Origin of the sequence: Methylorubrum podarium, assembly GCF_040270385.1 — a bacterium.
GTDB classification, from domain to species: domain Bacteria; phylum Pseudomonadota; class Alphaproteobacteria; order Rhizobiales; family Beijerinckiaceae; genus Methylobacterium; species Methylobacterium podarium.
Genome location: NZ_JBELQE010000114.1, coordinates 25,830 through 51,106, shown reverse-complemented (window position 1 = coordinate 51,106; position 25,277 = coordinate 25,830). Strand labels below are relative to the sequence as shown.

Here is a 25,277-nt window from a genome sequence, read left to right as displayed (position 1 = left end):
GGTCGTGCGGGAGGCACCGCTGCGGCGCGTTCCGAGCCACCCCCGCCTCCGGCTCCTCCCCCCAAGGGGGAGGAGAGACGCGCGCGACGCGCGCCGAGTCGCCGGCCGCGGGGTCACGCCGCCGCCTTCAGCGCCGGCTGCGCTTCCGCCGCGTCGCGGAGAGCCTCGGGCCCTTTGCGGGCGGTGAAGGTCTGGAAGCTCTCGTCCTTGCTCTCGCGCAGGGCGAGGTAGGCGTTGAGCAGCGCCTCGACGCGGGCCGGCGCGTCCTCGGCCTTCACCGCCTTCCAGATCTCAGTGCCGATCTTCGGGTTCTCGGCGAACCCACCGCCGACCACGATGTCGTAGCCCTCGACGGTGTCGCCCTCCTCCGAGACGACGACCTTCGCGCCGATGAGGCCGATATCGCCGATATAGTGCTGGGCGCAGGAATGGTGGCAGCCGGTGAGGTGGACGTTCACCGGCACGTCGAGGGCGGGCACCGTCCGCTCGACATGGTCGGCGATGATCATCGCGTGCCCCTTGGTATCGGAGGCGGCGAACTTGCAGCCGCGGGCGCCGGTGCAGGCGACGAGCCCCGAGCGGATGCCGGCGGCCTTGATGGTGAGGCCGAGCGCCTCGACGCGGGCCTCGACCTCCGCCACCTTGGCATCCGGCACGCCCGAGAAGATGAAGTTCTGCCAGACCGTCATGCGGATCTGGCCATCGCCGCACTCGGCCGCGACCTTGGCCAGCCCGCGCATCTGGTCGGTGGTCATCTTGCCCACCGGGAGCACCACGCCGACCCAGTTCAGGCCGGGCTGGACCTGGGGGTGCACGCCCACATGGCTGAAGCGGTCGGTCGGCCGGCGGGGCGCGACATGGGCGGCATCGACCCGGTCGAGCTTGCGCCCGAGCTTCTCCTCGACCGCGGCGATGTACTTGTCGAAGCCCCAGGCGTCGAGGACGTACTTCATCCGGGCCTTGTTGCGGTTGGTCCGGTCGCCGTTCTCGATGAAGACCCGGATGATCGCGTCGGCCACGCGGTTGCAGTCCTCGGGCTTGAGGACGATCCCGGTGTCGCGGGCCAGATCCTTGTGACCCGAGATGCCGCCGAGCACGAGGCGCATCCAGACGCCCGGCGCGACCGCTGCGCCCTCCAGCACCTCGATCGCCTGGAAGCCGATGTCGTTCGTCTCCTCCAGGGCCGGCGTCACGCCGCCGCCGTCGAAGGAGACGTTGAACTTGCGCGGCAAGCCGTAGAGCGAGCGGTCGTTCAGGATCCAGTTGTGCCAGGACTTGGTGAGGGGCCGCGTGTCCAAGAGTTCCCGCGCGTCGATGCCGGCGGCGGGCGAGCCGGTGACGTTGCGGATGTTGTCGGCCCCTGCGCCCTGCGCGGTCAGACCGAGATCGGTCAGCCCGTCGAGGAAGGGCTGGGCGTGCTCGGGCGCGATCTCGCGCACCTGCAGGCCCGCGCGGGTGGTGACGTGGCTGTAGCCGCCGCCATGTGCGTCCGCGAGGTCGGCGATGCCGGCGAACTGCCAGTGCTGCAGGATGCCGTTGGGCACCCGGATCCGGCACATGTAGGAGACCTGGTTCGGCGCGACCCAGAACATGCCGTGGTAGCGCCAGCGGAAATTGTCCTCGGGTTTGGGGTGCTTGCCGGCGGCGGCCTCCGCCTTCAGCCGGTTATGGCCGTCGAACGGGTTTTCCGCGCGCTTCCACTTCTCCTGGTCGCAGAGCTTGCCGCCCGCCTTCACGGTGCGCTCCTGCGCCTTGATGTGGATCGCGTCCGGACCCGTCGGCTCGGCGGGTGCGGCCGCGGCGGCGCCCTGCCCGATCGCCAGGCCGCCGGTCATCCGGGCCGCCGCGATGCCGGAGGCGAAGCCTTCGAGGTAGCGCTTCTGCTCGGCGTTGAATTCGTCTGCCATCGCTGCCTCACTCACGCTGCGAGGGATTTGGGGGCCGGGCCGAACATCAGGTCGTCCCGGTCTTCAGGGGAGAGCGGCGCGCCGGAGCGGATCAGCTCCTTGCAGCGCGCCTGCTCCGCGATATCGCCGACGAAGACCGCGCCCAGGAGGCGGTTCTCGGCGATGATCAGCTTGCGGTAGAGCCCGGCGGCGGCATCGTGCATCACGACCGCCTCGGCGCCCTCGGGCGTGTCGACCAGCCCGGCGGAGAAGACCGGCAGGCCCGACACCTTCAGGCTGGTGGCAAGGGACGTGCCGGGATAGGCGGCCGCCTCGCCGAGGAGCACCCGCGACAGCACCTCGGCCTGTTCGTAGGCGGGCTCAACGAGGCCGTAGACGACGCCCCGGTGCTCGGCGCACTCGCCGAGCGCGTGGATCGCCGGGTCCGAGGTGGTCATCCGGTCGTCCACCGTGATGCCGCGCCCGCAGGCAAGGCCGCAGCTCTGCGCCAGAGCCGTCGAGGCGCGGATGCCAACCGACATCACCACGAGGTCGGCGGGGATCACGGTGCCGTCCTTCATCAGCAGGCGCTCGACGCGTCCGTCGCCCTCGATCGCGGCGGTGTCGGCGGACAGCATCACCCGGACGCCGCGGGCCTCCATCGCCGCGCGGACGAGGCGGGCGGCGGCGTGGTCGAGCTGGCGCTCCATCACCCGGTCCATGACGTGGACCAGCGTGGTGTCGACCCCGAGCCGGGCGAGCCCGACCGCGGCCTCGAGGCCCAGCAGGCCGCCGCCGATCACCACGGCCTTGGCGTGCTCCACGGCGGCCTTTCGGATCGCCGCCACGTCTGCGAAATCGCGGAAGGTCAGGACGCCGGGCAGGTCGATGCCGGGCAGCGGCAGCCGGATCGGCAGCGAGCCCACCGCCAGCACCAGCCGGTCGTAGGGCAGGACATGGGCCTGCCCGACGATGGCGAGCCGGTTCGCCCGGTCGATCTCGGTCACCGGTGCGCCGGTGACGAGGCGGATGCCGTGCTCCTCGTACCAGGAGAGCGGGCGGAAGCCGCAGGCCGCCTCGTCCACCTCGCCGCCGAGCAGCGAGGAGAGCAGCACCCGGTTGTAGGCCGCCACCGGCTCGGCCCCGACCACCGTCACGTCGTAGCGGCCCGGCGCCCGCTCCGTCAGCCGCTCGAGGAAGCGGAGCGAGGCCATGCCGTTGCCGGCGACGACGAGTCTGTCCTTCACGCTCATGCGCCCGTGATCCCCCTTCACGAACTCAGGCGGCGAGAGCGGGCTTGGCGTGGCGGGCGTAGAGGAATTCCAGCACCGCGGCGCGGGCATGGACGTAGGTCGCGTCCTCCACGAGATCGAGGCGGCGCCGGGGACGCGCCAGCGGAACGGGCAGGATCTCGCCGATGGTGGCGGAAGGCCCGTTCGTCATCATCACGATGCGGTCGGAGAGCAGCACCGCCTCGTCCACGTCGTGGGTGATCATGATGACGGTGTTCCGCAGACGCGTCTGGATCTCCATGAGCTGATCCTGGAGATGGGCGCGGGTGAGCGCGTCGAGCGCCCCGAACGGCTCGTCCATGAGGAGCACGGTCGGCTCCATGGCGAGCGCCCGGGCGATGCCGACGCGCTGCTTCATGCCGCCGGAGATCTCCGCCGGGCGCTTGTCGGCGGCGTGCATCATGTTCACCAGCGCGAGGTTGTGCTCGATCCACTGGGCGCGCTCGGCGCGGGACTTCTTGCCCTTCGAGACCTTGTCGACGGCGAGCGCCACGTTCTCGCGCACGGTGAGCCAGGGCAGGAGCGAGTGGTTCTGGAACACCACCGCGCGGTCGGGGCCGGGGGAATTCACCTCGCGTCCGTCGAGGAGCACCCCACCGGTCGAGGCCTTGAGCAGGCCGGCGACGATGTTGAGCACCGTCGACTTGCCGCAGCCCGAGTGCCCGATGATCGAGACGAACTCGCCCTTGGCGATGTCGAGGTCCACGTCGCGCAGCACCTCCGACGTCTTGCCGCCGCGGCGGAAGGTGATGCCGACCTGGGAGAGGGAGAGATGGGCCATGGTTGTTGTTCCCTCAAGCCGCGGAGGTGCCGCGGGTCACGAGCACGCCGGCGCCGGCCACCAGCCGGTCGAGGACGAAGCCGATGAGTCCCACGTAGACGAGGGCGACGATGATCTCGGAGATGTGCGAGGAGTTCCACGCATCCCAGATGAAGAAGCCGATGCCGACGCCGCCGATCAGCATCTCGGCCGCCACGATCGCGAGCCAGGACAGGCCGACACCGATGCGAAGACCGGTGAAGATGTACGGCGCGGCCGAGGGCAGCATGATCTTGTAGAAGAACTCGATCGGGTTCAGCCGGATGACCGCGGCGACGTTGCGGTAATCCTGCGGAATGTTGCGGATGCCGACCGCGGTGTTGATGATGATCGGCCAGATCGAGGTGATGAAGATCACGAAGATCGCCGAGGGCTGGCCGTCGCGGAAGGCGGCGAGCGAGAGCGGGAGCCAGGCCAGCGGCGGGATCGTGCGCAGCACCTGGAAGATCGGGTCGAGCCCGCGCATCGCCCATTCGGACTGGCCGACCAGGGTGCCGAGCAGCACGCCGGCCACGACGGCGAGGGAGAAGCCGAGCGCCACGCGCTGGAGGCTCGCCGCGATATGCCAGAACAGGCCCTTGTCGGTGCCGCCGTTGTCGAAGAACGGATCGACGATGATGTCCCAGGCGTCCGTCAGCACCCGCGAGGGCGCCGGCAGGCCGGCGGTGGGGGAGGAGCAGAGCACCTCCCACAGAAGCAGGAAGCCCGCCAGCACGACGAGCGGGGGCACGATGCGGGCGGCGACGCCGCGCAGGGAGGCCAGGGTGACGAGCGGGCCGCGGGCCTTGGCGGCCGCGCGCGCGCGGGTTGCGGTGAGGGTTGCTCCGGTGGCCATCACGCGACCTTCTTGATGCCGAGGCTGGCGAGGTAGGCGGCGGGGTTTTCGGGATCGAAGACCTTGCCGTCGAACAGCGTCTCGACGCCGCGCGAGGTGGAGGTCGGGATCGCCGACACGCCGAGGGCCTTGGCCGCCTCGCGCCAGAGATCCTCGCGGTTGACCTTGCCGATCAGCGCCTTGGTGTCGGTGGCCGCGTCGAACTTGCCCCAGCGGATGTCCTCGGTGAGGAACCAGAGGTCGTGCGACTGGTACGGGTAAGAGGCGTTGTCGGCCCAGAACTTCATGGTGAAGGGGCTGTTCTCGACGACGCGGCCGGTGCCGTAATCGAACTTGCCCTTCATCCGATCGACGACGTCGGCCACCGGCACGTTGATCCACTGGCGCTTGGCCACGATCGCCGCCATCTCGTCGCGGTTCTCGGGCTTGTCGCACCAGGCCTGCGCCTCCATCACCGCCATCAGCAGGGCCTTGGCGGCGTTCGGGTACTTGTCGACCCAGGCCGCGCGCATGGCGAAGGCCTTTTCCGGGTGGTCCTTCCAGAGTTCGCCGGTGGTGAGCGCGGTGTAGCCGATGCCCTGGTGGATGAGCTGCTCGTTCCACGGCTCGCAGACGCAGAAGCAGTCCATCGTGCCGACCTTCATGTTCGCCACCATCTGGGCGGGCGGCACGACGATGGTCTCGATGTCCTTGTCCGGATCGATGCCGCCGGCGGCGAGCCAGTAGCGGATCCAGAGGTCGTGGGTGCCGCCGGGGAAGGTCATGGCCGCCTTCACCGCCTTGCCCGACGCCTTCTTGGCTTCCAGCACGGCTTTGAACGGCTTGGTGTCGAGGCCGATCTTGTGGTCGATGTGTTCCTTGGCGATCGAGATGCACTGACCGTTCAGGTTGAGCCGGGCCATGATGTACATCGGCACCGGCACGTTGTTCTGCGTCACCCGTCCGGCGGAGATCAGGTAGGGCATCGGCGTGAGGATGTGGGCGCCGTCGATGCCGTTGCCCTCGGAGCCGAGCACGAGGTTGTCGCGGGTGGTGCCCCAGGAGGCCTGCTTCAGCACCTCGGTGTCCGGCATGCCGTACTTGGCGAAGATGCCCTTCTCCTTGGCGACGAAGAGCGGCGCCGCGTCGGTGAGCGCGATGAAGCCGAGCTTGGCCCCCTTCACCTCCGGCCCCGCGCCCTGCGCGAAGGCACCGGCCGGCAAGGCGGCGCGGGCGGCACCCGCCAGGGCGAGGGCAGCCGCCGCTCCCTTGAGGACGCCGCGACGGGTCGTGTTGCCGTGATCGATGCTCATCCGCTCTCCGCTCCGGTGCGCTGTCTGCACATGAAAAAAGCCGCCGTCCGGGGATCGCCTGCGCGATCGACATTCGTCGCGTGCGGGCAGTCCGGATCAGCGGCCTTGCTGACGTCTTGGGACCTGTCATCGTTGGCGGGCCCGTGCGGGTGGCATTGCAGGAGCCGTGCCAAGTGCGCGGACCGGGTTCATGCGGCCGCGTTGATCCCGTCTGGATCTGCCCCGCGCCGTCATCGCGAGCGTCGGCGAAGCGATCCAGGGTGCGACCACTCCGGAGATGTCCTGCGCTGGATTGCTTCGGCTCCGCCTCGCAATGACGGCGCGGCACTCCACGGAAAACGGGTACGTCGAGCCGCTCGTCGTACGGCCGGCGCTCAGGAGTGCGGCAGCCGCGTGCGCTGCACAAAAATGAGGCTGATGGCGCCGCAGCGCGCAAGCCGAACCGTCCTACGGATGGGACCGGCCTCGGCGTCGCATCACGGGTGGATACCGGGTTCCGCTCCGCGGCCCCGGAACGACGGTGGTGGATGGCCGTCGGGAGCTGCGGACGTTGCCCCCCAGTCCGAAGCGGCGGCGCTCAGCCGCCGATCGCCGCCGCGAACAGGTCCGGCCGGTAGAGCGCGGCCGCCCGGTCCGCCGCGTCGCCGCCGGGGGCGACCTGCCCGCAGGCGATCATCTGCGCGACGAGCCAGCGGGCGTGATCCGGGTTCGGCCGGTGCGTCGCACCGTCGAGACGGAGATAGGCCGGGTTCACCCGCTCCGTCCCGTCCGCGTCCACGATCAGCGCGCCGCTCAGCGTTCGGGCGATGAGTGCGGCGTCGGAGGCGAGTTCCGCCCGTTCGGCGAGCAGGGTGCTCAGGGCGTCGCGGTTTGCGGGATCGGCGCACCACAGCCCGGCCCGGTGGACGGCCCGCACCAGGGGCGCCGTGAACTCAGCCCCTTCCGCGGGCACGGCCAGCACCTTTTCCGGGCAATCGGGCGCGATCTCGCAGCCGAGCGCCGCGATCCGGCCGAGGCCGGCGGCGACCGCGACGCTGTTCCAGGGGGCGCCGACGCAGACACCGTCGATGCGCCCGCGCCGGAGGGCATCGACCGTGTCCGGCGGCGGCACGACGACCAGACGGATTGCGGCGTCAAGGTCGAGGCCGCCGCGCCGGGCGAGCAGGCGAAGCTGGATGGAATGGCTGGAGAAGGGATGCACGGTGCCGATGGTCAGCGGCCGTCCCTCTTCCGCCCGCCCATGGGCGACCCGGGCGAAGGCGGCCGCCACGTGGTCGAGTCCGTCGCTCTCCGGCGCCATCGCCGCCCAGAGCGCGTTCGAGACGGTCATGGCGTTGCCGTTGAGACCGAGCGCCATCGGCACGCTCAAGGCCGCCTGCGGGCCCGAGAGCCCGAGGGCGCTGGCGATGGCGAGCGGCCCCAGCATGTGCGCGGCGTCGAGATGGCCGAGCGCCAGCCGGTCGCGCAGGGTCGCCCAGGACGGCTCGCGCGACAGCGTGACCTCGAGCCCCTCGGCCCGCGCGAAGCCCAGTTCCGCCGCCGCGATCACGGGGGCGGCGTCGGTGAGGGGGACGTATCCGAGCCTGATCCTCATCCGAGCAGGTCCGCCGCGGTGACGATGGCGCGGGCGATGTCGACGATCTTGCGCTTCTCGTTCATCGCCTGTCGCCGGAGGAGCTTGTAGGCCTCGTCCTCGGAGAGCCCTTTTCGTGTCATCAGGATGCCCTTGGCCCGCTCGATCAGCTTACGGTCGGCGAGTTCGGAGCGGGCCTCGTCGAGTTCGCGCTGGAGCCGCGCGAAGGCGTTGAAGCGCAGGATCGCGATGTCGAGGATTGAGCGGATCCGGTCCGAGCGCAGGCCGTCGACCACGTAGGCCGAGATGCCGGCATCGACCGCCGCCTGCATCATGGTCTGGTCCGAGCGGTCGACGAACATCGCCACCGGCCGCTCCGCCTGACGGGACAGGCCCGACATCTGCTCCAGCACGTCCCGGCTCGGACTCTCCAGATGCACTACGATCACGTCCGGCTTGAGGCTCGCCACCCGCGCCTGGAGATCAGGCCCGTCCGGGATGACGACGACGTGGCCGACGCCCCCCGCCCGGAGGCCCTCTTCGAGGATCGCCGCGCGCGCGGGGCTCGGATCGATCACGGCGACGGTGAGACTGGTCTCGGTCATCGAGGCCCGGCTTGGTTCGATCCGTTCGAGGGAGGCGTGCGGGTGGGACTGGTGTGGGTCGGTGTCGAGGAACCTGCTCCGGACGACGCGGCCGCGTCCGCACGCAAGCCGTGTGCCCGCCCCGATTCGCGACGAGAGTTACGAACCGGACATCTGTCGGCCCCGCTTCTGCCGCAAACCGGGGCGCACACTCAAGCCGTTCGCGAATCCATCAGGAGGGGCCGGTCCATGCGCGTCGTCGATCCGCTGCGGAAGCCCGACATGTCCGCGACCCCCCGTCCCGTGCTTCCCCCCCTGCTGCCGACCCTCGGCCTCGCCGTGGTCGCCGCCCTCCTTTCGCTGGCCTGCCGCGAGCCGGCCAAGGGCCCGTCCATGGCGCCGGTCGAGTCGGCGCGGCCCGTTCCGGCCATGGCGGCGGTGCCCGGCCTCACGGCGTTCGATCCGGGCCGGGCCCTGCTCGCCGACGTCGAGGCGGGGCCAGCCAGCGAAGCCTTCGCCCGTCTCATGCCCCTCGTCGCGGCGAGCGAGGCCGCTCCGGCCTCGGCCCGTCCCCCGCGCGTCGGCGCCCGGCCCGAGCGCCGCCGCGCCCCCGCGAGCCGGATGGCGACGACGCAGCCGGCGAGCCCGCCGAAGGTCGCCGAGCCGGTCAGCCCGCCGCCGGCCTCGATGGCTCGCGCGGAGGAGGACGGCGACCGCTTCCTGCCGACGGGCGCCCTGCCCTTCGCCGCCGTCGACGCGGTCTGGGATGCGGCCCGCAGTGCCGGCACCGGCGCGGTGACGGGGGCCGTGTCCGGCGCGGCGACCGGCGTCGCGACCCTCGGCAGCTCGGTCGTCACCTTCGTCTCGGACCTGCGCTGAGCCCGCGCTCCGGTCCCGCCGTTTTCACAATCGTTAGTCCCGAAACCTTGCGAAGCGCGGCCGCTGCGCCACTTCGCGCTGAGCAGAGCGGCGACCGCGCGCCTCGTTCCCGACGGGGCGGCCGCGTTCGCGGGTGACGCTCGGCAGGCCAAGCCGAATCCCGCGTATCCCCCGCGCCGTTCGGCACGGACGCGTCGACGGAGACCGGGATGGCGGGACGGATCGAGGACTACGCCCTGATCGGCGACGGGAGCACCGCGGCCCTGGTCGGGCGTGACGGCAGCATCGACTGGCTGTGCATGCCGCGCTTCGACGCCGCCGCCCTGTTCGCGAGCCTGCTCGGAACGGAGGAGCACGGCTTCTGGAAACTCGCCCCGGCGGCGGAGGGCGCGCAGCATTCCTGGCGCTACCGCACCGGCTCGCTGGTGCTGGAGACGACGCACAAGACCCATGAGGGCGAGGTCCGCGTCACCGATTTCATGCCTGTCGGCGACGGCAGCCACGTGATCCGCCTCGTCGAGGGCGTGCGGGGCCGGATGGCGATGCGGATGGAGCTGGCCGTGCGCTTCGATTACGGCTCGGCGGTGCCGTGGGTGTCGCGCAGCGAACTCGGGGACCTGCGCGCCATCTCCGGACCGCACAAGGTGGTCCTGCGCACCAACGCGCCGATGCGCGGCTCCACCCACCAGACCACGATCTCGGAATTCACGGTCTACAAGGGCGACGCGGTCCGCTTCGTCCTCAGCTACGGCGCCTCGCACGAGGAGGATCCGCCGCCGATCGAGCCGCGCCGCTGGCTCGCCGACACCAACCGCTTCTGGCGCGACTGGTCGAGCCGCTGCACCCTGGAGACGCCCTGGGACGACATCCTGCGTCGCTCGCTGCTGACGCTGAAGGCGCTGATCTACCGGCCGACCGGCGGGATCGTGGCCGCGCCCACCACCTCCCTGCCCGAGGAACTCGGCGGGGTGCGCAACTGGGATTACCGCTTCTGCTGGCTGCGCGACTCGACCTTCACCCTGCTGGCGCTGATGGATTCGGGCTACATCGAGGAGGCCCGCGCCTGGCGCGACTGGCTGACCCGCGCGGTGGCGGGCAACCCGGAGCAGGCGCACATCCTCTACGGCATCGCCGGCGAGCGGCTCCTGCCGGAGATCGAGCTCGACTGGCTGCCCGGCTACGAGGGTTCGAAGCCGGTGCGCGTCGGCAACGCGGCGATCGCGCAGTTCCAGCTCGACGTCTACGGCGAATTGTTCGACGCGCTGTTCCAGGCCCGCGCCCGCGGCATGGCCGAGGACCGGGAGGGCCTGCGCGTCGGCCAGGCGCTGATCAAGCACCTCGAGACGGTGTGGCGGGAGCCGGACGAGGGCATCTGGGAGGTGCGCGGCGGGCGGCGCCACTTCGTCCATTCCAAGGTCATGGCCTGGGTCGCCTTCGACCGGGCGATCCGCAGCGTCGAGATGATGGACGATGCCGGCCTTCGCCCCTCCGAGCCGCCGCTCGCCCACTGGAAGGCGATCCGCGACGAGATCCACGCCGAGGTCTGCGAGAAGGGATTCGACCGCGAGCTCAACAGCTTCGTCCAGTCCTACGGCAGCAAGGCCCTCGATGCGAGCCTGCTGCTGATCGCGCATATGGGCTTCCTGCCCCAGGACGATCCCCGCGTCGTCGGCACGGTGGCGGCCGTCGAGCGGCACCTGATGCGCGACGGCTTCATCCTGCGCTACGAGACGGAGGGGCAGACCACCGACGGCCTGCCCGGCAACGAGGGCGCCTTCCTGCCCTGCAGCTTCTGGTACGCCGACAACCTGATCGGGCTCGGCCGCTGCCAGGAGGCCCATGCCCTGATCGAACGGCTGATCGGCGTCTGCAACGATCTCGGACTGGTCGCCGAGGAGTATGATGTGCGCGAAAAACGGCTGGTGGGGAACTTCCCTCAGGCGTTCACGCATGTTGCGCTCGTCAACACGATCCTCAATTACAGCCGCGCGATCGGTCCGGCGACGGAACGAGGCAGCGGCGCGGACCATTCCGAGTCGAGGGCAGGCGAATCCGTTGCGGCGCAATAGGCGCATGCCGTCCGGCGGGCGGGCGATGGAAGCGAGAAAGACGGGTATTCCATGAGCGGTGCAGACACGAGCCCGAAGGCGGCCCTGAGCGAGGGCGACAAGCTCGCGATCGACACGATCCGGACGCTCGCGATCGATGCGGTGCAGAAGGCCAATTCCGGACATGCCGGCGCACCGATGGCGCTGGCGCCCGTGGCCTACACCCTGTGGAACCGGTATCTGCGCTACGATCCGGCCCATCCGCACTGGCCCAACCGCGACCGGTTCGTGCTCTCGGCCGGCCACGCCTCGATGCTGCTCTACGGGCTGCTGCACCTCGCCCGCGTGGCGGAGAAGGACGGCGGCAACGCCCCCGCGATCGCGCTCGACGACATCAAGAAGTTCCGGCAGCTCGACAGCCGCACGCCGGGCCACCCGGAATACCACTTCACCACCGGCGTCGAGACCACCACCGGTCCCCTCGGCCAGGGCGTGGCGAATTCCGTCGGCATGGCGATCGGCGGCCGCTTCAAGGGCGAGCGCCTGAACCGGCCCGACCTGCCGCTGTTCGACTACAACGTCTACGCCATCTGCTCGGACGGCGACCTGATGGAGGGCGTCTCCCAAGAGGCCGCCTCGATCGCGGGCCATCTGCGCCTGTCGAACCTGTGCTGGATCTACGACAACAACACCATCACCATCGAGGGCCATACCGAGCTCGCCTTCTCGGAAGAGGTCGCCGCCCGCTTCCTCGCCTATGGCTGGCAGGTGCTCCGCGTCGCCGACGCCAACGACACCCACGCCATCGCCTCGGCCCTCGAGACCTTCCTGCAATCGAGCGACCGCCCGACCCTGATCATCGTCAACTCGATCATCGGCTACGGCGCGCCCACCAAGCAGAACACCGCCAAGGCCCATTCCGACGCGCTCGGACCCGACGAGGTGAAGGGCGCCAAGCGCGCCTATGGCTGGCCGGAGGATTCCGAGTTCCTCGTGCCGGACGGCGTCTACGACACCTTCGCCGACGGCATCGGCAAGCGCGGCGCCGCGCTCTACGCCCAGTGGCAAGGCTTCTTCGAGGAGGCCAAGGCGGCGGACGCGGCCCATGCCGAGGACCTGACCGCCTTCCTCGAAGGCCGCCTGCCGGAGGGCTGGGACCGGGACATCCCGGTCTTCGAGGCCGACGCCAAGGGGATGGCGACCCGCGAATCCTCGGGCAAGGTGCTGAACGCCATCGCCAAGCACGTGCCGTTCCTGCTCGGCGGCTCGGCCGATCTCGCGCCGTCGAACAAGTCGAACCTCACCTTCGAGGGCGCGGGCTCGCTGACGCCGTTCGAGCCCGGCGGGCGCAACATCCATTTCGGCGTGCGCGAGCACGCCATGGGCTCGATCGTGAACGGCCTCGGACTCGTGGGGCTTCGCGCCTACGGGGCGACCTTCCTCGTCTTCGCCGACTACATGCGCCCGCCGATCCGGCTCGCCTCGCTGATGGAGCTGCCGGTCTTCCACATCTTCACCCACGACTCGATCGGCGTGGGCGAGGACGGACCGACCCACCAGCCGGTGGAGCAGATCCTCTCGCTCCGCTGCATCCCCGGCCTCGTGACCCTGCGCCCGGCCGACGCCAACGAGGTGGCCGAGGCCTACCGGGTGATCTTCTCGCTCAAGGACCAGCCGGCGGTGCTGGCGCTGTCGCGCCAACCGCTGCCGACCTTCGACCGGTCGAAGTACGGCCCGGCCTCGGGCACCGCGAAGGGCGCCTACGTGCTCGCCGACTGCGAGGGCACGCCCGACGTGATCCTGATCGGCACGGGCTCCGAGGTGCAGCTCTGCGTCGGCGCCTACGAGACCCTGACGGGCGAGGGCGTGAAGGCCCGTGTCGTCTCGATGCCGTCCTGGGACCTGTTCGAGCGCCAGGACGAGAGCTACCGCAACAGCGTCCTGCCGCCGGACGTACTGGCGCGCGTGGCGGTGGAGCAGGGCAGCGTGATCGGCTGGGACCGCTACGCCGGCTCCTCGGGCGCCATCGTCGGCATGCACACCTTCGGCGCCTCGGCCCCGATCAAGGACCTGCTCGGCAAGTTCGGCTTCACCGCGGACAAGGTGCTGGAGGCCGCCCGCGCGCAGGTGGCGAAGCACAGGAAGTAGGGTGCACCACTCACCCTCTCCCCTCTGCGGGAGAGGGTGCCTGCGAAGCAGGCGGGTGAGGGGTCGGCTCCGCACTGTCCGGATACGGCGCTCCCCTCTCCCGACCCTCGCTCACGCGAGGGCCACCCTCCCCCGCAGAGGGGGGAGGGTTCAGGCGACTGCGTCGCCCTATCTACAGGTGTGGGACGCTTTAAAAAAATTCACGCGAGGACGACCGAGATGAACGCGCTGAACGCCCTCTTCGCCGAGCACGAGCAGGCGGTCTGGCTCGATTTCGTGGCCCGCGGCTTCGTCGCCAAGGGCGAGCTCAAGGCGCTGGTGGAGAAGGACGACCTGCGCGGCGTCACCTCCAACCCGGCGATCTTCGAGAAGGCGATCGGCCACTCGGCCGAGTACGACGACAGCCTCAAGGCCGCCCTCGATCACAGCGACGCCCGCGTCATCGACCTCTACGAGGGGCTCGCCATCGCCGACATCCAGGCCGCGGCCGACGTGCTCCGGCCGGTCTACGAGTCCAGCGACGGCGCCGACGGCTATGTCAGCCTCGAAGTCTCCCCCTACCTCGCCCTGGACACCGAGGAGACCCTGAAGGAGGCCCGCCGCCTGCACGCGGCGGTCGGGCGCGACAACCTGATGGTCAAGGTGCCGGCCACCCCCGCCGGCCTTCCGGCGATCCGCCAGCTCACGGCGGAGGGCATCTCGATCAACATCACCCTGCTGTTCTCGCAGACGGTCTACGAGGAGGTCGCGAACGCCTTCATCGACGGCCTGACCGAGTTCGGGAAGAACGGCGGCGACGTGTCGAAGGTCGCCTCCGTCGCGAGCTTCTTCATCAGCCGCATCGACAGCCTCGTCGACAAGAAGCTCGACGCGGTCGGCGGCTACGAGGATCTCAAGGGCAAGGTGGCGATCGCCAACGCCAAGCTCGCCTACCAGCGCTACAAGCGCATTTTCTCGGGGGCCAAGTGGGAGGCGCTGGAGGCCAAGGGCGCCAAGGCGCAGCGCCTGCTCTGGGCCTCGACGGGGACCAAGAACAAGGCCTATTCCGACGTGCTCTACGTCGAGGAGCTGATCGGGAAGAACACCGTCAACACCATGCCGCCGGCCACCATGGACGCGTTCCGCGACCACGGCCGGGTGCGGGCGACGCTGGAGGAAAACGTCGGCGAGGCCGAGACCGTGATGGCGCGCCTGGCCGAGGCCGGGATCGACATCGAGGCGGTGGCCCGCCAGCTCGTCGAGGAGGGCGTGCAACTCTTCGTCGACGCCGCCGACGCGCTCCTCGGCGCCGTCGCCGGCAAGCGCGCGGCTTTCCTCGATCACCGGCTCGACGCCCAGACCTTCAAGTTCGACGAGGCGCTCCAGACGGCCACCGACAAGGCGGTCGAGTCCTGGCGCGCCAGCGGCGCGATCCGCCGCCTCTGGGCGCACGACAACACCGTCTGGACCGGCCGCGACGAGGACAAGTGGCTCGGCTGGCTGCGCATCGTCGAGGACGAGCTGGAGCGGGTCGAGCTCTACGAGAACTTCGCCGAAGAGGTCCGCGCCGAGGGCTTCACCGACGCGGTGGTGCTCGGCATGGGCGGCTCCAGCCTCGGGCCCGAGGTGATCGCCGCGACCTTCGGCCACCGCGACGGCTACCCGAAGCTGCGCATCCTCGACTCGACCGATCCAAACGAGGTCCGCGCCGTCGAGGCGGCGGTGAACCTCGAGCGGACGCTGTTCATCGTCGCCTCGAAATCCGGCTCGACGCTGGAGCCCAACGTCTTCCGCGACTACTTCCTCGGCCGGATGAAGGACGTGGTGGGCGCGGACAAGGCGGGTCGCCACTTCGTCGCCGTGACCGATCCGGGCTCGGCCATGGAGAAGGCCGCGCAGGACGACAACTTCAGAAAAATCTTCCTCGGCGTGCCGCAGATCGGCGGGCGCTACTCGGTGCTCTCGGCCTTCGGCCTCGTCCCCGCGGCTGCGGCCGGCGTCGAGATCCGCGACTTCCTCGACAGCGCCCGGATGATGGTCCGCTCCTGCGGGCCGGCGGTGCCCCCCGCCGCCAATCCCGGCGTGCGCCTCGGCGCGGCGATGGGCGTCGCCGCCAAGGAGTTCGGCCGCGACAAGATCACGATCATCGCTTCCCCCGGCATCGACACGTTCGGGACCTGGGCCGAGCAGCTCATCGCCGAATCGACCGGCAAGGAGGGCACCGGCATCATCCCGATCGAGGGCGAGCCGGTCGGCGTCCCCGCCGTCTACGGCGAGGACCGGCTGTTCGTGTATCTGCGCCTGACCGGCCACGCCGATTCGCGCCAGGACGAGGCGGTGAAGATCCTGGAGAGCGAGGCGCAGCCGGTGGTGCGCATCGATCTCGACAAGGTGGAGCAGCTCCCCCAGGAGTTCTTCCGCTTCGAGATCGCGACGGCCGTGGCGGGCGCCGTGCTCGGCATCAACCCGTTCGACCAGCCCGACGTCGAGGCGAGCAAGATCGAGACGAAGAAGCTGTTCGCGAGCGCCGAGGAGACCGGCGCGCTGCCGGCCGAGACGCCGATCTTCGAGGACGAGACGGTCGCGCTCTACGCCGACGCGGCCAACGCCGAGGCCCTGCGCTCCGGTGACGGCTTCGAGGCGATCGTGGCCGCCCATCTCGCCCGTGTGAAGCCGTGCGATTACGTCGCCCTGCTGGCCTATGTCGAGCGCAACGAGGCGCATCACGCGGCGCTGCAGGAGGCCCGCCTCGCGGTTCGCGACGCGCGCCAGGTCGCGACCTGCCTGGAATTCGGGCCGCGCTTCCTCCACTCGACGGGGCAGGCCTACAAGGGCGGTCCGGCCTCCGGGGTGTTCCTGCAGATCACCGCCGACCCGTCGGCCGACCTGCCGATCCCCGGACGCAAGCTCGGCTTCAGGACGGTGATCGCGGCGCAGGCGCGGGGCGATTTCGCCGTGCTGGCCGAGCGTAAGCGCCGGGCGCTGAGAATCCACCTCAAGGGCGGCGATGTGGCCGCGGGCGTCAAGCGCGTCGCGGCGGCGATCAAGGCAGCGGTCGCCGGATGAGACTTCCCCCTCTCTCCGCTCGGCGGGGAAAGGGGAGGTCGACGGCCCATGCCGCGGTCGGCAGAAACGAAAATATCAGTGCGTCAGCGGGCCGGGGATCGCGGCTTCCGCCTTCACCAGCAGACGCTCCTCGTGGCGCTTCATGAACAGCCACAGGGCGATCCCGCCGAAGACGACGAAGGCCAGGAGCGCGATGCCCACCGGCCCGACGATGTGCTCGATGGAGCGGCCGCAGGCATAGGCGCCGAAGCCCATGATGCCGGACCAGGCGACGCCGCCGAGGCCGTTGAACAGCATGAAGCGGCCGGCATCGAGCCGGTTCACGCCGGCCAGCACCGCCGCGTAGGCCCGCAGCATCGCCGTGAAGCGGCCGAAGAACACGATCTTCCCGCCATGCTCGCGGAACAGGTACTGTCCGAGCTTGAGCCGTCCGTGATCGAGGGCGATGAGGTGGCCGTAGCGCAGCAGCAGCGGCATGCCCCAGCGGCGCCCGACCCAGTAGCCGACATTGTCGCCGAGGATCGCGGCCGCCGCGGCCGCCGCGACGATGAGGACGACGTTCAGGTTGCCCGTGCTGCCGGCATAGACAGCCGACGAGATCAGGATGGTCTCGCCCGGCATCGGCACCCCCGCGCTCTCCAGCGCGACGACGACGAAGACGGCGAGATAGCCGTAATGGGCGATGAGGTCGGCGATCGGAAGTCCTTGGAGGAAGGACATGAGAGGGAACGTCTCCGCGGGTCGAGGCGCCGCGCAGTCTGTTCACGAACGTGGCCGCAACAGGGCGGCCCTCCCCGCTCCCTCAGCCGGTCCGGTCGGCGTCGGATCGGGACGCGGCCGAGGCCGGAGCCGGCACCGCGCCCTCCCCGGCCGCCGCGATCCGCGACAGGCCGAAGGCGTCGTCCTCCGGCAGCGGCAGCAGCCGTGCGAGACCTTCCGAGATCGCGAACAGGATCGGATTCGTCGAAGGGCCGGAGACGGGTGGGAGGAGATGCTTGCTGTCGATCATGGCGGGTGACGGGGTCGGACCGCCGGGGGGGCGGAAGTGGCTATAAGCCTCCAGACGCCCTCCGGTTGCATCGACGCGTCGATCTTCGTGACAGACGGCACATCGGCCTCACGCCCGGAAGACCGGCCCGCCCGGCTTTCCGTCCTCAGCTCGCCTTGAGGAACTTCTCGACGCTGGCGCCCAGGCCCGCGGAATGCGCCGACAGGTCGCCGGCGATGGCGCGGACGGCGTCGACGTGGCTGCCGGTAGCGTCCGCCGCCGACGAGACGCCGACGATGTTGCCGGACATCTCGTGGGTCGAGGCGGCCTGCTCCTCGACCGCGCTCGCCATGGCGAGCGTCAGCCCCGAGAGGTCCGTCACCGCCGCGGTGATCGTGCCGATGGCTTCGACCGCCTCGCCGGTGGCGCTCTGGATCGCGGCGATCTGGCCGGAAATCTCGCCGGTCGCCCGGGCGGTCTGCTCCGCCAGCGCCTTCACCTCGGCGGCCACGACCGCGAAGCCGCGGCCGGCGGCGCCCGCGCGGGCGGCCTCGATGGTGGCATTGAGCGCGAGCAGGTTGGTCTGGTCGGCGATCGAACGGATCATCGCCACCACCGCATCGACCTTGCGCGCGTTCTCGGCGAGCTGGCGCACCGTCTGATCGGTCGTCTCGGCCTGGGCCGCGATCTTCTGGGCGCGTTCGGAGACGCTGCCGACCTGCCCCGAGATCTCCTGGATCGAGGCCGTCATCTGCTCCGAGTTCGCCGCGACCGAGGCGGCGCGCTGCCGGGCCTCCTCGGCCGAGCGCGACAGTTCCTCCGCCGAGTGTCCCATCCGCTCCACCGCCGAGCGCACCGCCTCGACCACCTGCGCGACGTCCGTCGACATCTGGACCTGCGCCGTGATCACCGACCACGTGACCATCGGGCCGACATACTCGCCCTCGGGCCCGTGGATGGCCGAGACGCGCAGATCCAGCGTCTCGGGGCCGACCCGGATCTTGGCCCGGTGCGGCAGGCGGCTGCTGTCGGCCAGCATCGCCCGCTGGTGGTGCGGGTTCTTGTGGAACACGTCGAACGAGCGGCCCAGCATCTCCGAGACCTTGATCGGCAGATGCTGCTCGATCGTGGCGAGCGTCGTCTTCGAGGTCTGGTTCAGATAGTTGATCTTGAACTCGTCCTTCGGGTCGGCCGTCATGACGGCGACGGGCATGCCGTCGATCATCGTCAGGAGCCGGCTCGTCTCGTTCTTCTTGGCGGTGATGTCGGTCGCGAACTTCATCACCCGCTCCGGCGTGCCGTCCGCCCCGAGCACCGGGTTGTAGGTCGCCTCCAGCCAGATCTTGCGGCCGGATTTGTCGAAGCGAAGGAACTCGCCCGACGCGTAGTGGCCGCCGCGCAGCGTCTCCCAGAAGGCGCGGTACTCGGCGGTCTCGGCATAGGCGGAATCGACGAAGAGGCGGTGATGCTTGCCCCTGATCTCGTCCAGCCCGTAGCCGACCGCGGCCAGGAAGTTCTGGTTGGCGTCCAGGATGGTACCGTCCATCGAGAACTCAATGGTGGCGAGCGATCGGTCGAGTGCGTCGAGCTTCGCCTGCGCGTCACTGGGCTTGGATTTACGGAACATCACAGCATCCCCGCGATGCAAATCTCCGCCGATGATCTCGCGCGGATGGGCGTCGTCATTGTTTCGGGGCGGAGGTGGACGGATGCGACGGCATCCTTAATCTGCCCTTATGGCAAATGTCATCTTTCGCGGTAAATTTTACGTGAAGAGGAAAAGTTCGAGGCGGGTCGGGCCCGTCGGCGACTGAATGCCGCCTTGGAAGGATTGTTTTCGGGCAACGCTGGACATCGCCTGATGTCGTGATGCCGCGATCACCCGCGTATCCGCCGATCCGGCCTGGCGGTTCAGACCATCTTCGTCTGTCTCACACGGTTTCCGAACGATCACCTCGGGGCTTGCCCAATCCCGTCATCGCTTCGGCTCCGCCTCGCAATCGTAGAAGTTCACAAGCTCGATGATCGCGATACGCTGCCGTCAGGGCTGCGGACGCGCGTCGCGAGCTTCGTCACCACCGCCGTCATTCCGGGGCCGCGCAGCGGAGCCCGGACCCGAAGGGGCGCGACGGAGGCGTGCAATCCACGACTGGGCACGCCCGCCTGTCAGGACTTTCGGCATCTCGGGTGGATTCCGGGTTCTCGCCTGCGGCGAGCCCCGGAATGACGGGGTCAGGGCATCGATCACGGTGGCTGGAAAATCAGCGAATTGCTGAACATCCTCAGCAATGACGCAGGAGAAGCCGAAGTGATCGAGCGGATGACGGATCAGCCGTCGCGGCGAAAATCCGTCAGCGGCACGGGTGCGGCGTGGGGGCGGCTGCCGAGCATCGCGTCGATCAGGGCCAGAACCTCCGCCCGGCCGACATTGGCCGCCGGCTCGAACGGGGTCCAGGTCTGGGTGAAGTCGAGGCGCTCGAACACGTCGCGGTAGCGGCGGAGCTCGCTCACCGTCAGAGGCACGCCGCGCACGAAGGCCTTGTGCGCCGAGATCGTCAGCGCCTTGCGGAAATCCTTCGGGTCGAGCTCGAACTTGAGGGCGTCGCCGCAGAAGCAGATCCTTCGCTTGCGGTCGAACAGCACGGCGTGGCCGTCGAAATGGCCGGCCGTGCGGTGCAGTTCGAGGCCCGGCAGGGGCTCGAGGAAGTCGTCGTAGGGCCAGGAGACCTGAAGCGCCGCGCTCCAGGTGAAGTCGGAAGCCGGCAGGCACAGTTCCGGATCGAACCGATCCTGGAGCTGCACCAGCGCCCCGTAGGAATGCGGGTGGGAGGCCGAGAGCACCTGCATGCCGCCGAGCCGCTCGATCTGGTCGAGGGCCGCCTCGCTGAAGACGGGGCAGCCCTCGAAGCCCATATTCCCGTTCTCGGTCCGGATCAGGTAGGCGCTCGGGCCGATGCCGGAGACCGGCTCGTTCCAGAAGCGCCAGACGCCCGGCTCCAGCTCCTCCCAGTGGCAGGGAAAGGCCGCCTGCGCCTCCTGCGCCGTGCGGAAGCGCCAGCCGTCCTGCGGCACGACGTGGCGGGCGTCGAGGCACATCGGGCAATGCGGCGGCGCCGCGAAATGGCGCTGCCAGAAGCCGCAATTGTCGCAGGTGTAGGCGGGCAGCTTCAGGGCGCCCGCGAAGGGCAGATAACCGGGCACGGGCGAACCTTCAAAAACGGGAACGGCCGGAAGCTAGTGCTCCCGGCCGCATTCTCATCCCCTTCGCGGTCGCGCCTCAGCCGTGGGCCGGGGCTCCGTGCGGCTCGCCGTGCGGATCCTTCTCGTGCGGATCCTTGCCGCGCTTGCGGCTGATCCACAGCACCGTCTTGCGGATCACCACGTAGAAGACCGGCGTCAGGAACAGGCCGAAGAAGGTCGCGCCGATCATCCCGAAGAACACCGCCGTGCCGAGGGCCTGGCGCATCTCGGCGCCGGGGCCCGTGGCGATGACGAGCGGCAGCACGCCGAGGATGAAGGCGAAGGCCGTCATCAGGATCGGGCGCAGACGCAGGCGGCAGGCCTGGACGGCGGCGTCCACCGGCCCCTTGTGCTCGCTCTTCTCGATGTCGTGGGCGAATTCCACGATCAGGATCGCGTTCTTGGCGGCCAGGCCGATGAGCACGATGAGGCCGATCTGGGTCAGGATGTTGTTGTCCTGCCCTCGCAACTGCACCCCGAACAGGGCGGCCAGTACGCCGGTGGGCACCACCAGCAGGATCGCCAGCGGCAGCGCCCAGGATTCGTACTGCGCGGCGAGCACGAGGAAGACGAGGAGCACGCCCAGCGCGAAGACGTAGATGGCCGTGCCGCCCGCCGCCTTCTGCTGGTAGGCGATCTCGGTCCAGTCGTAGGCGTAGCCCTCGGGCAGGGCCCGCTTGGCGATCTCCTCCATGCTGTCGAGCGCCTGGCCGGTCGAGACGCCGGCCTGCGCCACGCCCTGCAGCGGCACCGAGTAGTACAGGTTGAACCGCTGCACGATCTGCGGGCCGGCGATGTCGCGGATCGAGGCCAGCGTGCCCATCGGCACCAGGGCGCCGGTGGAGGAGCGCACCTTCAGCTGCTCGATGTCGCGCCGCGACATCCGGTAGATCGCATCACCCTGCACGCGCACCTGGTAGATGCGGCCCAGCGTGTTGAAGTCGTTGACGTAGGCACCGCCGAGCGCCGTCTGCACCGTCGAGAAGACGTTGGCGAGCGGCACGTTGAGCATGCGGGCGATGGTGCGGTCGATGTCGAGATAGAGCTGCGGCGTGTCGTTGCTGAAGGTCGTGAAGACCCGCGTCACGTCCTTGCTCTGGTTGGCCTGGGCCATGACCTCGCCGGCCGCCGCGAGCAGCGGGCCGATCTCCGAGGACTGGCGGCTCTCGATCTGCATCTTGAAGCCGCCGCCCTGGCCGAGGCCGCGCACCGGCGGCGGCGGGATGACGATGACCCGCGCCTCCTGGATGCCGGCGGTGGCCTTCATCACGTCGCCGGTGATCACCGCCGCGCTGCGCCCCTGGGACGCCCGCTCCTTGGCGTTCTTGAGCGTCAGGAACATCACCGCCGCGTTGGTGGTGTTGGTGAAGGTCGCGCCGTCGAAGCCCGCGATGATGACGGTGTTGGTGATGCCGTCGATCTTGCGGGCGATCGCCGCGGCCCGGTTCACCACCTCCGTGGTGCGGTCGAGCGACGAGCCCGAGGGCAGCTGCACCACGCCGATGAGGTAGCCCTGGTCCTGGTCCGGGATGAAGCCCGTGGGCGTGGTCCGGGCGAGGTGGAGCGTGCCGGCGATCACGGCGGCGTAGACGAGCAGCATCGCGATCACGCCGACCACGGTGCCGGTCAGCACGCGGATGGTGTGGCCGTAGCCGTTCGACAGCCAGTCGAAGCCGCGGTTGAACAGATGCGCCAGCCAGTTCACGAACCGGGTGAGGAAGAACTTCGGCGGCTTGTGCTCGTGATGCGGCTTCAGCAGCAGCTTGCAGAGCGCCGGGGACAGCGTCAGCGAGTTGAAGGCCGAGATGATGGTCGAGGCCGCGATGGTGAGCGCGAACTGCTTGTAGAACTGGCCCGAGATGCCGGGGATGAAGGCGGTCGGGATGAACACCGCCGCCAGCACCAGCGCGATGGCGATGACCGCGCCGCCCACCTCGTCCATGGTCTTGTGGGCCGCCTCGCCGGGGGAGAGCCCGTCGGCCATGTTGCGCTCGACGTTCTCCACCACGACGATGGCGTCGTCGACCACGATGCCGATGGCGAGCACGAGACCGAACAGGGTCAGGTTGTTGAGCGAGAAGCCCAGCGCCGACATCACCGCGAAGGTGCCGACGAGTGAGACCGGGATCGCGATCACCGGGATCAGCGCCGTGCGCCAGCTCTGGAGGAAGACCAGGACCACGATCACGACGAGGAGGACCGCCTCGAACAGGGTCTTGTAGACCTCGTGGATCGATTCCTCGATGAACTCCGTCGGGTTGTAGGCGATGCGGTACTCGACGTCCGGCGGGAAGTTCTTCTTCAGCTGCTCCATCGTCGCCTTGACCGATTCCGCGGCCTCGAGCGCGTTGGTGCCCGGCCGCTGGAAGGCGCCGATGCCGACCGCGGGGGTGTCGTTGAGGAAGGAGTTCGTCGTGTAGTCCTTCTGGCCCATCTCGACGCGGGCGATGTCGCGCACGCGCACGAGGCGCCCGTCGCTCGCCTTGACGATGACGTCGGCGAACTCCTCCGGCGTCTGGAAGCGCCCCTGCGACTGCACGACGAGCTGGAAGGCCGCGCCCGGCGCGGCGGGCGGGCCGTTGAGCTGGCCGGCGGCGACCTGCACGTTCTGCTCCTGCAGCGCGCTCGTCACGTCGGTCGTGGTCAGGCCGTAGGCGGCCATCTTCTGCGGGTCGATCCAGATCCGCTCGGCGTACTCGTTGCCGCCGAAGATCGAGATGTCGCCGACGCCGTCGAGGCGCAGCAGCTCGTCGCGGATGTTGAGGTAGATGTAGTTGGCCAGATAGTTCTGGTCGTAGGTGCGCTTGGGCGAGAGCAGGTGCACGACCAGCATCAGGTCGGGCGAGGCCTTGCGGACGGTGACGCCGAGGTTGCGCACGTCCGGCGGCAGGCGCGGCTGCGCCACCGAGAGCCGGTTCTGCACCAGCACGTTGGCGATATCGAGGTTGGTGCCGACCCTGAAGGTCACGGTCAGCAGCATCGCGCCGTCGTTGGTCGACAACGACGTCATGTAGAGCATGTTGTCGACGCCGTTGATCTCCTGTTCGAGCGGCGTCGCGATCGTGGCGGCCACCGTCTCGGCGTTGGCGCCGGGGAAGCTCGCGCGCACGGTCACGGTCGGCGGCACGATCTCGGGATATTGCGAGACCGGCAGCTTCTCGTAGGCGACGAAGCCGAGGATCAGGAAGACGATCGACGTGACCGAAGCGAAGATCGGCCGGTCGACGAAGAAATGGGCGAAACGCATCGTTCAAACCTCTCGCCGGCCGGTGCGCGTGCTGGCGCGACCCGTGCGGCTTGCCGTCTGCGTCCAGGCCGGCGCTGCCCGGTCGGTCCGGGAGCGTCGGCGCTCGAATCGTTCTCGTCCGCGTCCCGCCTCGCCCCCGCGACGGCGCGGCATCATCGCGGTCTCACTTCTTCGTCGGGGGCAGCTCGACCGTCTCGGGCTTCACCTGCGCGCCCGGGCGGACCTTGGCGACGCCGTTGACGACCACGAGCTCGTCGCCCTTCAGCCCGTCGCGGACCACGCGGTAGCCGTCGACGATCGGTCCGAGCTTCACGGTCCGCGCCGCGACCTTGTCGCCCTCTCCGAGCACGTAGACGATGCGCTTGTCCTGGTTGGCCGAGACCGCCTCGTCGGGGATCAGGATGCCCTGGAAGGGCTTGGTCGCGGGCATGGCGACGATGCCGAACAGGCCCGGCTTGATGAACCCGTCGGGGTTCTCGACGGTGGCGCGCAGGAGCATCGTGCCGGTCTGGAAGTCGACCCGGTTGTCGACGAAGTCGAGCGTCCCCTTGCGGGTCGGCTTCTCCTCGCCGGACAGGGCGATCTGCACCGGAGCCCCCTTGCCGCGCTGCATCTGCCCCATGCCGATGCCGAGCGAGCCCTGGTACTTCAGGAACGAGCGCTCATCGACGGTGAAGCCGAAATAGATCGGATCGAGCGAGACGATCCGGGCCAGGATCGTCTGGTCGGTGCTGACGATGTTGCCCTCGGTGACGAGGCGCTGGCTGATCCGCCCGTTGATCGGCGACTTCACCTCGGTGAAGTCGAAGTTGAGCTGGGCGTTGCGGAGCGCCGCCTCCGCGCTGTCCACGTCGGCTTGGGCGGTCTGCGATGCCTGACGGCGCTGGTCGGTCACCTGCTCGGAGATGTTCCCGCCGCGGGAGAGCACCTGGGCGCGCTCCAGATCCGTCTGGGTGAAGGAGAGGCGCGCCTTGGCCGAGGTGAGCGCCGCCTGGGCCTGCTCCAGCGCCGCCTTGTAGGGCCGGCGGTCGATGACGAAGAGCACCTCGCCCTTCTTCACGTTCGCGCCGTCCTGGAACATGATCTTGTCGAGGTAGCCGGTCACCCGGGCGCGCACCTCGACGAACTCGATCGGGTCGAAGCGGCCGGTATACTGGTCCTGCTCGACGATCTCCCGCACCACCGGCTTGGCGACGGTCACGCCGGGGGGCGGCGCGCCCGGCATCTGCGCGCCGGCAGGCCCGGCAGCCAGCAGCGCGGAGGCGATCAGCGGTGTGGCGAGAAGAAGAGGCCTAAGGCTACGCATCATTCGGTTCCCTGCATGGCGCGGCCTAGTCCCCGCAACCGAGTGTGGGGCGTGCGCTCGCGCACATGACGGTCTGTCTTGGAAGGAACGGTCA

The 25,277-nt window shown here is 69.5% G+C and carries 17 protein-coding genes; 4 read left to right on the top strand and 13 right to left on the bottom strand.

Features of this window, described 5'->3' with window-relative positions; translation table 11 throughout:
• Positions 1–113: 113 nt before the first annotated feature.
• From ABS772_RS21940 to ABS772_RS21910, 7 genes are all read right to left on the bottom strand, one after another.
• Positions 114–1,907, bottom strand: coding sequence for a NirA family protein (locus ABS772_RS21940; protein WP_238258712.1), 1,794 nt, complete (start codon positions 1,905–1,907; stop codon positions 114–116).
• A gap of 11 nt (positions 1,908–1,918) precedes the next feature.
• Entirely contained in the window at positions 1,919–3,139 is a 1,221-nt protein-coding gene (locus ABS772_RS21935) for an NAD(P)/FAD-dependent oxidoreductase (protein ID WP_350396862.1), read from the bottom strand.
• 25 nt (positions 3,140–3,164) lie between these two features.
• The gene (locus ABS772_RS21930; protein ID WP_238258710.1) at positions 3,165–3,959 is read right to left on the bottom strand and encodes an ABC transporter ATP-binding protein; all 795 of its coding nucleotides are present in this window, start codon (positions 3,957–3,959) and stop codon (positions 3,165–3,167) included.
• A gap of 13 nt (positions 3,960–3,972) precedes the next feature.
• Complete coding sequence (ntrB, locus tag ABS772_RS21925; protein WP_350396861.1) at positions 3,973–4,833, bottom strand: nitrate ABC transporter permease; 861 nt, start codon at positions 4,831–4,833, stop codon at positions 3,973–3,975.
• Positions 4,833–6,125, bottom strand: coding sequence for a CmpA/NrtA family ABC transporter substrate-binding protein (locus tag ABS772_RS21920; RefSeq protein WP_350396860.1), 1,293 nt, complete (start codon positions 6,123–6,125; stop codon positions 4,833–4,835). The genes ntrB and ABS772_RS21920 overlap by 1 nt, the downstream gene beginning before the upstream one ends.
• Before the next feature lie 577 nt (positions 6,126–6,702).
• Positions 6,703–7,719 carry a CmpA/NrtA family ABC transporter substrate-binding protein gene (locus ABS772_RS21915; RefSeq protein WP_350396859.1) on the bottom strand — a complete coding sequence of 339 codons (1,017 nt, stop codon included), beginning with the start codon at positions 7,717–7,719 and terminating at the stop codon, positions 6,703–6,705.
• A complete protein-coding gene (locus ABS772_RS21910) occupies positions 7,716–8,303 on the bottom strand; it encodes an ANTAR domain-containing response regulator (protein ID WP_350396858.1) in 588 nt (195 codons plus the stop codon). The genes ABS772_RS21915 and ABS772_RS21910 overlap by 4 nt, the downstream gene beginning before the upstream one ends.
• A gap of 261 nt (positions 8,304–8,564) precedes the next feature.
• On the opposite strand from ABS772_RS21910, the gene ABS772_RS21905 reads away from it, so the two are divergent.
• The 4 genes from ABS772_RS21905 (at position 8,565) to ABS772_RS21890 (ending at position 16,402) form a co-directional block, all read left to right on the top strand.
• Positions 8,565–9,161, top strand: coding sequence for a hypothetical protein (locus ABS772_RS21905; protein WP_350396857.1), 597 nt, complete (start codon positions 8,565–8,567; stop codon positions 9,159–9,161).
• A 209-nt stretch (positions 9,162–9,370) separates the two neighbouring features.
• Positions 9,371–11,230 carry a glycoside hydrolase family 15 protein gene (locus ABS772_RS21900; protein ID WP_350396856.1) on the top strand — a complete coding sequence of 620 codons (1,860 nt, stop codon included), beginning with the start codon at positions 9,371–9,373 and terminating at the stop codon, positions 11,228–11,230.
• Positions 11,231–11,281: 51 nt separating this feature from the next.
• Positions 11,282–13,357, top strand: coding sequence for a transketolase (tkt, locus tag ABS772_RS21895; RefSeq protein WP_350396854.1), 2,076 nt, complete (start codon positions 11,282–11,284; stop codon positions 13,355–13,357).
• Positions 13,358–13,576: 219 nt separating this feature from the next.
• Positions 13,577–16,402 carry a bifunctional transaldolase/phosoglucose isomerase gene (locus ABS772_RS21890; RefSeq protein ID WP_350396853.1) on the top strand — a complete coding sequence of 942 codons (2,826 nt, stop codon included), beginning with the start codon at positions 13,577–13,579 and terminating at the stop codon, positions 16,400–16,402.
• A 75-nt stretch (positions 16,403–16,477) separates the two neighbouring features.
• Here ABS772_RS21890 and ABS772_RS21885 read toward each other — a convergent pair whose 3' ends face one another.
• The 6 genes from ABS772_RS21885 to ABS772_RS21860 form a co-directional block, all read right to left on the bottom strand.
• A complete protein-coding gene (locus tag ABS772_RS21885; protein ID WP_350396852.1) occupies positions 16,478–17,122 on the bottom strand; it encodes a DedA family protein in 645 nt (214 codons plus the stop codon).
• 82 nt (positions 17,123–17,204) lie between these two features.
• Positions 17,205–17,411: a hypothetical protein gene (locus ABS772_RS21880; RefSeq protein WP_238256871.1), complete on the bottom strand. Its 207-nt coding sequence runs from the start codon at positions 17,409–17,411 to the stop codon at positions 17,205–17,207.
• A 145-nt stretch (positions 17,412–17,556) separates the two neighbouring features.
• Positions 17,557–19,017: a methyl-accepting chemotaxis protein gene (locus ABS772_RS21875; protein WP_350396851.1), complete on the bottom strand. Its 1,461-nt coding sequence runs from the start codon at positions 19,015–19,017 to the stop codon at positions 17,557–17,559.
• A gap of 701 nt (positions 19,018–19,718) precedes the next feature.
• Complete coding sequence (locus tag ABS772_RS21870; RefSeq protein WP_238257703.1) at positions 19,719–20,591, bottom strand: MBL fold metallo-hydrolase; 873 nt, start codon at positions 20,589–20,591, stop codon at positions 19,719–19,721.
• Between the two features lie 76 nt (positions 20,592–20,667).
• Entirely contained in the window at positions 20,668–23,877 is a 3,210-nt protein-coding gene (locus tag ABS772_RS21865) for an efflux RND transporter permease subunit (protein WP_350396850.1), read from the bottom strand.
• A 163-nt stretch (positions 23,878–24,040) separates the two neighbouring features.
• The gene (locus tag ABS772_RS21860; protein ID WP_238255889.1) at positions 24,041–25,186 is read right to left on the bottom strand and encodes an efflux RND transporter periplasmic adaptor subunit; all 1,146 of its coding nucleotides are present in this window, start codon (positions 25,184–25,186) and stop codon (positions 24,041–24,043) included.
• Positions 25,187–25,277: the final 91 nt, after the last annotated feature.

Excerpts from the sequence above, each read along its gene's own strand:
- tkt (WP_350396854.1), top strand. The coding sequence starts at position 11,282 with ATGAGCGGTGCAGACACGAGCCCGAAGGCGGCCCTGAGCGAGGGCGAC.
- ABS772_RS21900 (WP_350396856.1), top strand. The coding sequence starts at position 9,371 with ATGGCGGGACGGATCGAGGACTACGCCCTGATCGGCGACGGGAGCACC.
- ABS772_RS21890 (WP_350396853.1), top strand. The coding sequence starts at position 13,577 with ATGAACGCGCTGAACGCCCTCTTCGCCGAGCACGAGCAGGCGGTCTGG.
- ABS772_RS21920 (WP_350396860.1), bottom strand. The coding sequence starts at position 6,125 with ATGAGCATCGATCACGGCAACACGACCCGTCGCGGCGTCCTCAAGGGA.
- ABS772_RS21885 (WP_350396852.1), bottom strand. The coding sequence starts at position 17,122 with ATGTCCTTCCTCCAAGGACTTCCGATCGCCGACCTCATCGCCCATTAC.
- ABS772_RS21930 (WP_238258710.1), bottom strand. The coding sequence starts at position 3,959 with ATGGCCCATCTCTCCCTCTCCCAGGTCGGCATCACCTTCCGCCGCGGC.
- ABS772_RS21905 (WP_350396857.1), top strand. The coding sequence starts at position 8,565 with ATGTCCGCGACCCCCCGTCCCGTGCTTCCCCCCCTGCTGCCGACCCTC.
- ABS772_RS21865 (WP_350396850.1), bottom strand. The coding sequence starts at position 23,877 with ATGCGTTTCGCCCATTTCTTCGTCGACCGGCCGATCTTCGCTTCGGTC.
- ntrB (WP_350396861.1), bottom strand. The coding sequence starts at position 4,833 with ATGGCCACCGGAGCAACCCTCACCGCAACCCGCGCGCGCGCGGCCGCC.
- ABS772_RS21880 (WP_238256871.1), bottom strand. The coding sequence starts at position 17,411 with ATGATCGACAGCAAGCATCTCCTCCCACCCGTCTCCGGCCCTTCGACG.
- ABS772_RS21860 (WP_238255889.1), bottom strand. The coding sequence starts at position 25,186 with ATGATGCGTAGCCTTAGGCCTCTTCTTCTCGCCACACCGCTGATCGCC.
- ABS772_RS21875 (WP_350396851.1), bottom strand. The coding sequence starts at position 19,017 with ATGTTCCGTAAATCCAAGCCCAGTGACGCGCAGGCGAAGCTCGACGCA.
- ABS772_RS21940 (WP_238258712.1), bottom strand. The coding sequence starts at position 1,907 with ATGGCAGACGAATTCAACGCCGAGCAGAAGCGCTACCTCGAAGGCTTC.
- ABS772_RS21935 (WP_350396862.1), bottom strand. The coding sequence starts at position 3,139 with ATGAGCGTGAAGGACAGACTCGTCGTCGCCGGCAACGGCATGGCCTCG.
- ABS772_RS21910 (WP_350396858.1), bottom strand. The coding sequence starts at position 8,303 with ATGACCGAGACCAGTCTCACCGTCGCCGTGATCGATCCGAGCCCCGCG.
- ABS772_RS21915 (WP_350396859.1), bottom strand. The coding sequence starts at position 7,719 with ATGAGGATCAGGCTCGGATACGTCCCCCTCACCGACGCCGCCCCCGTG.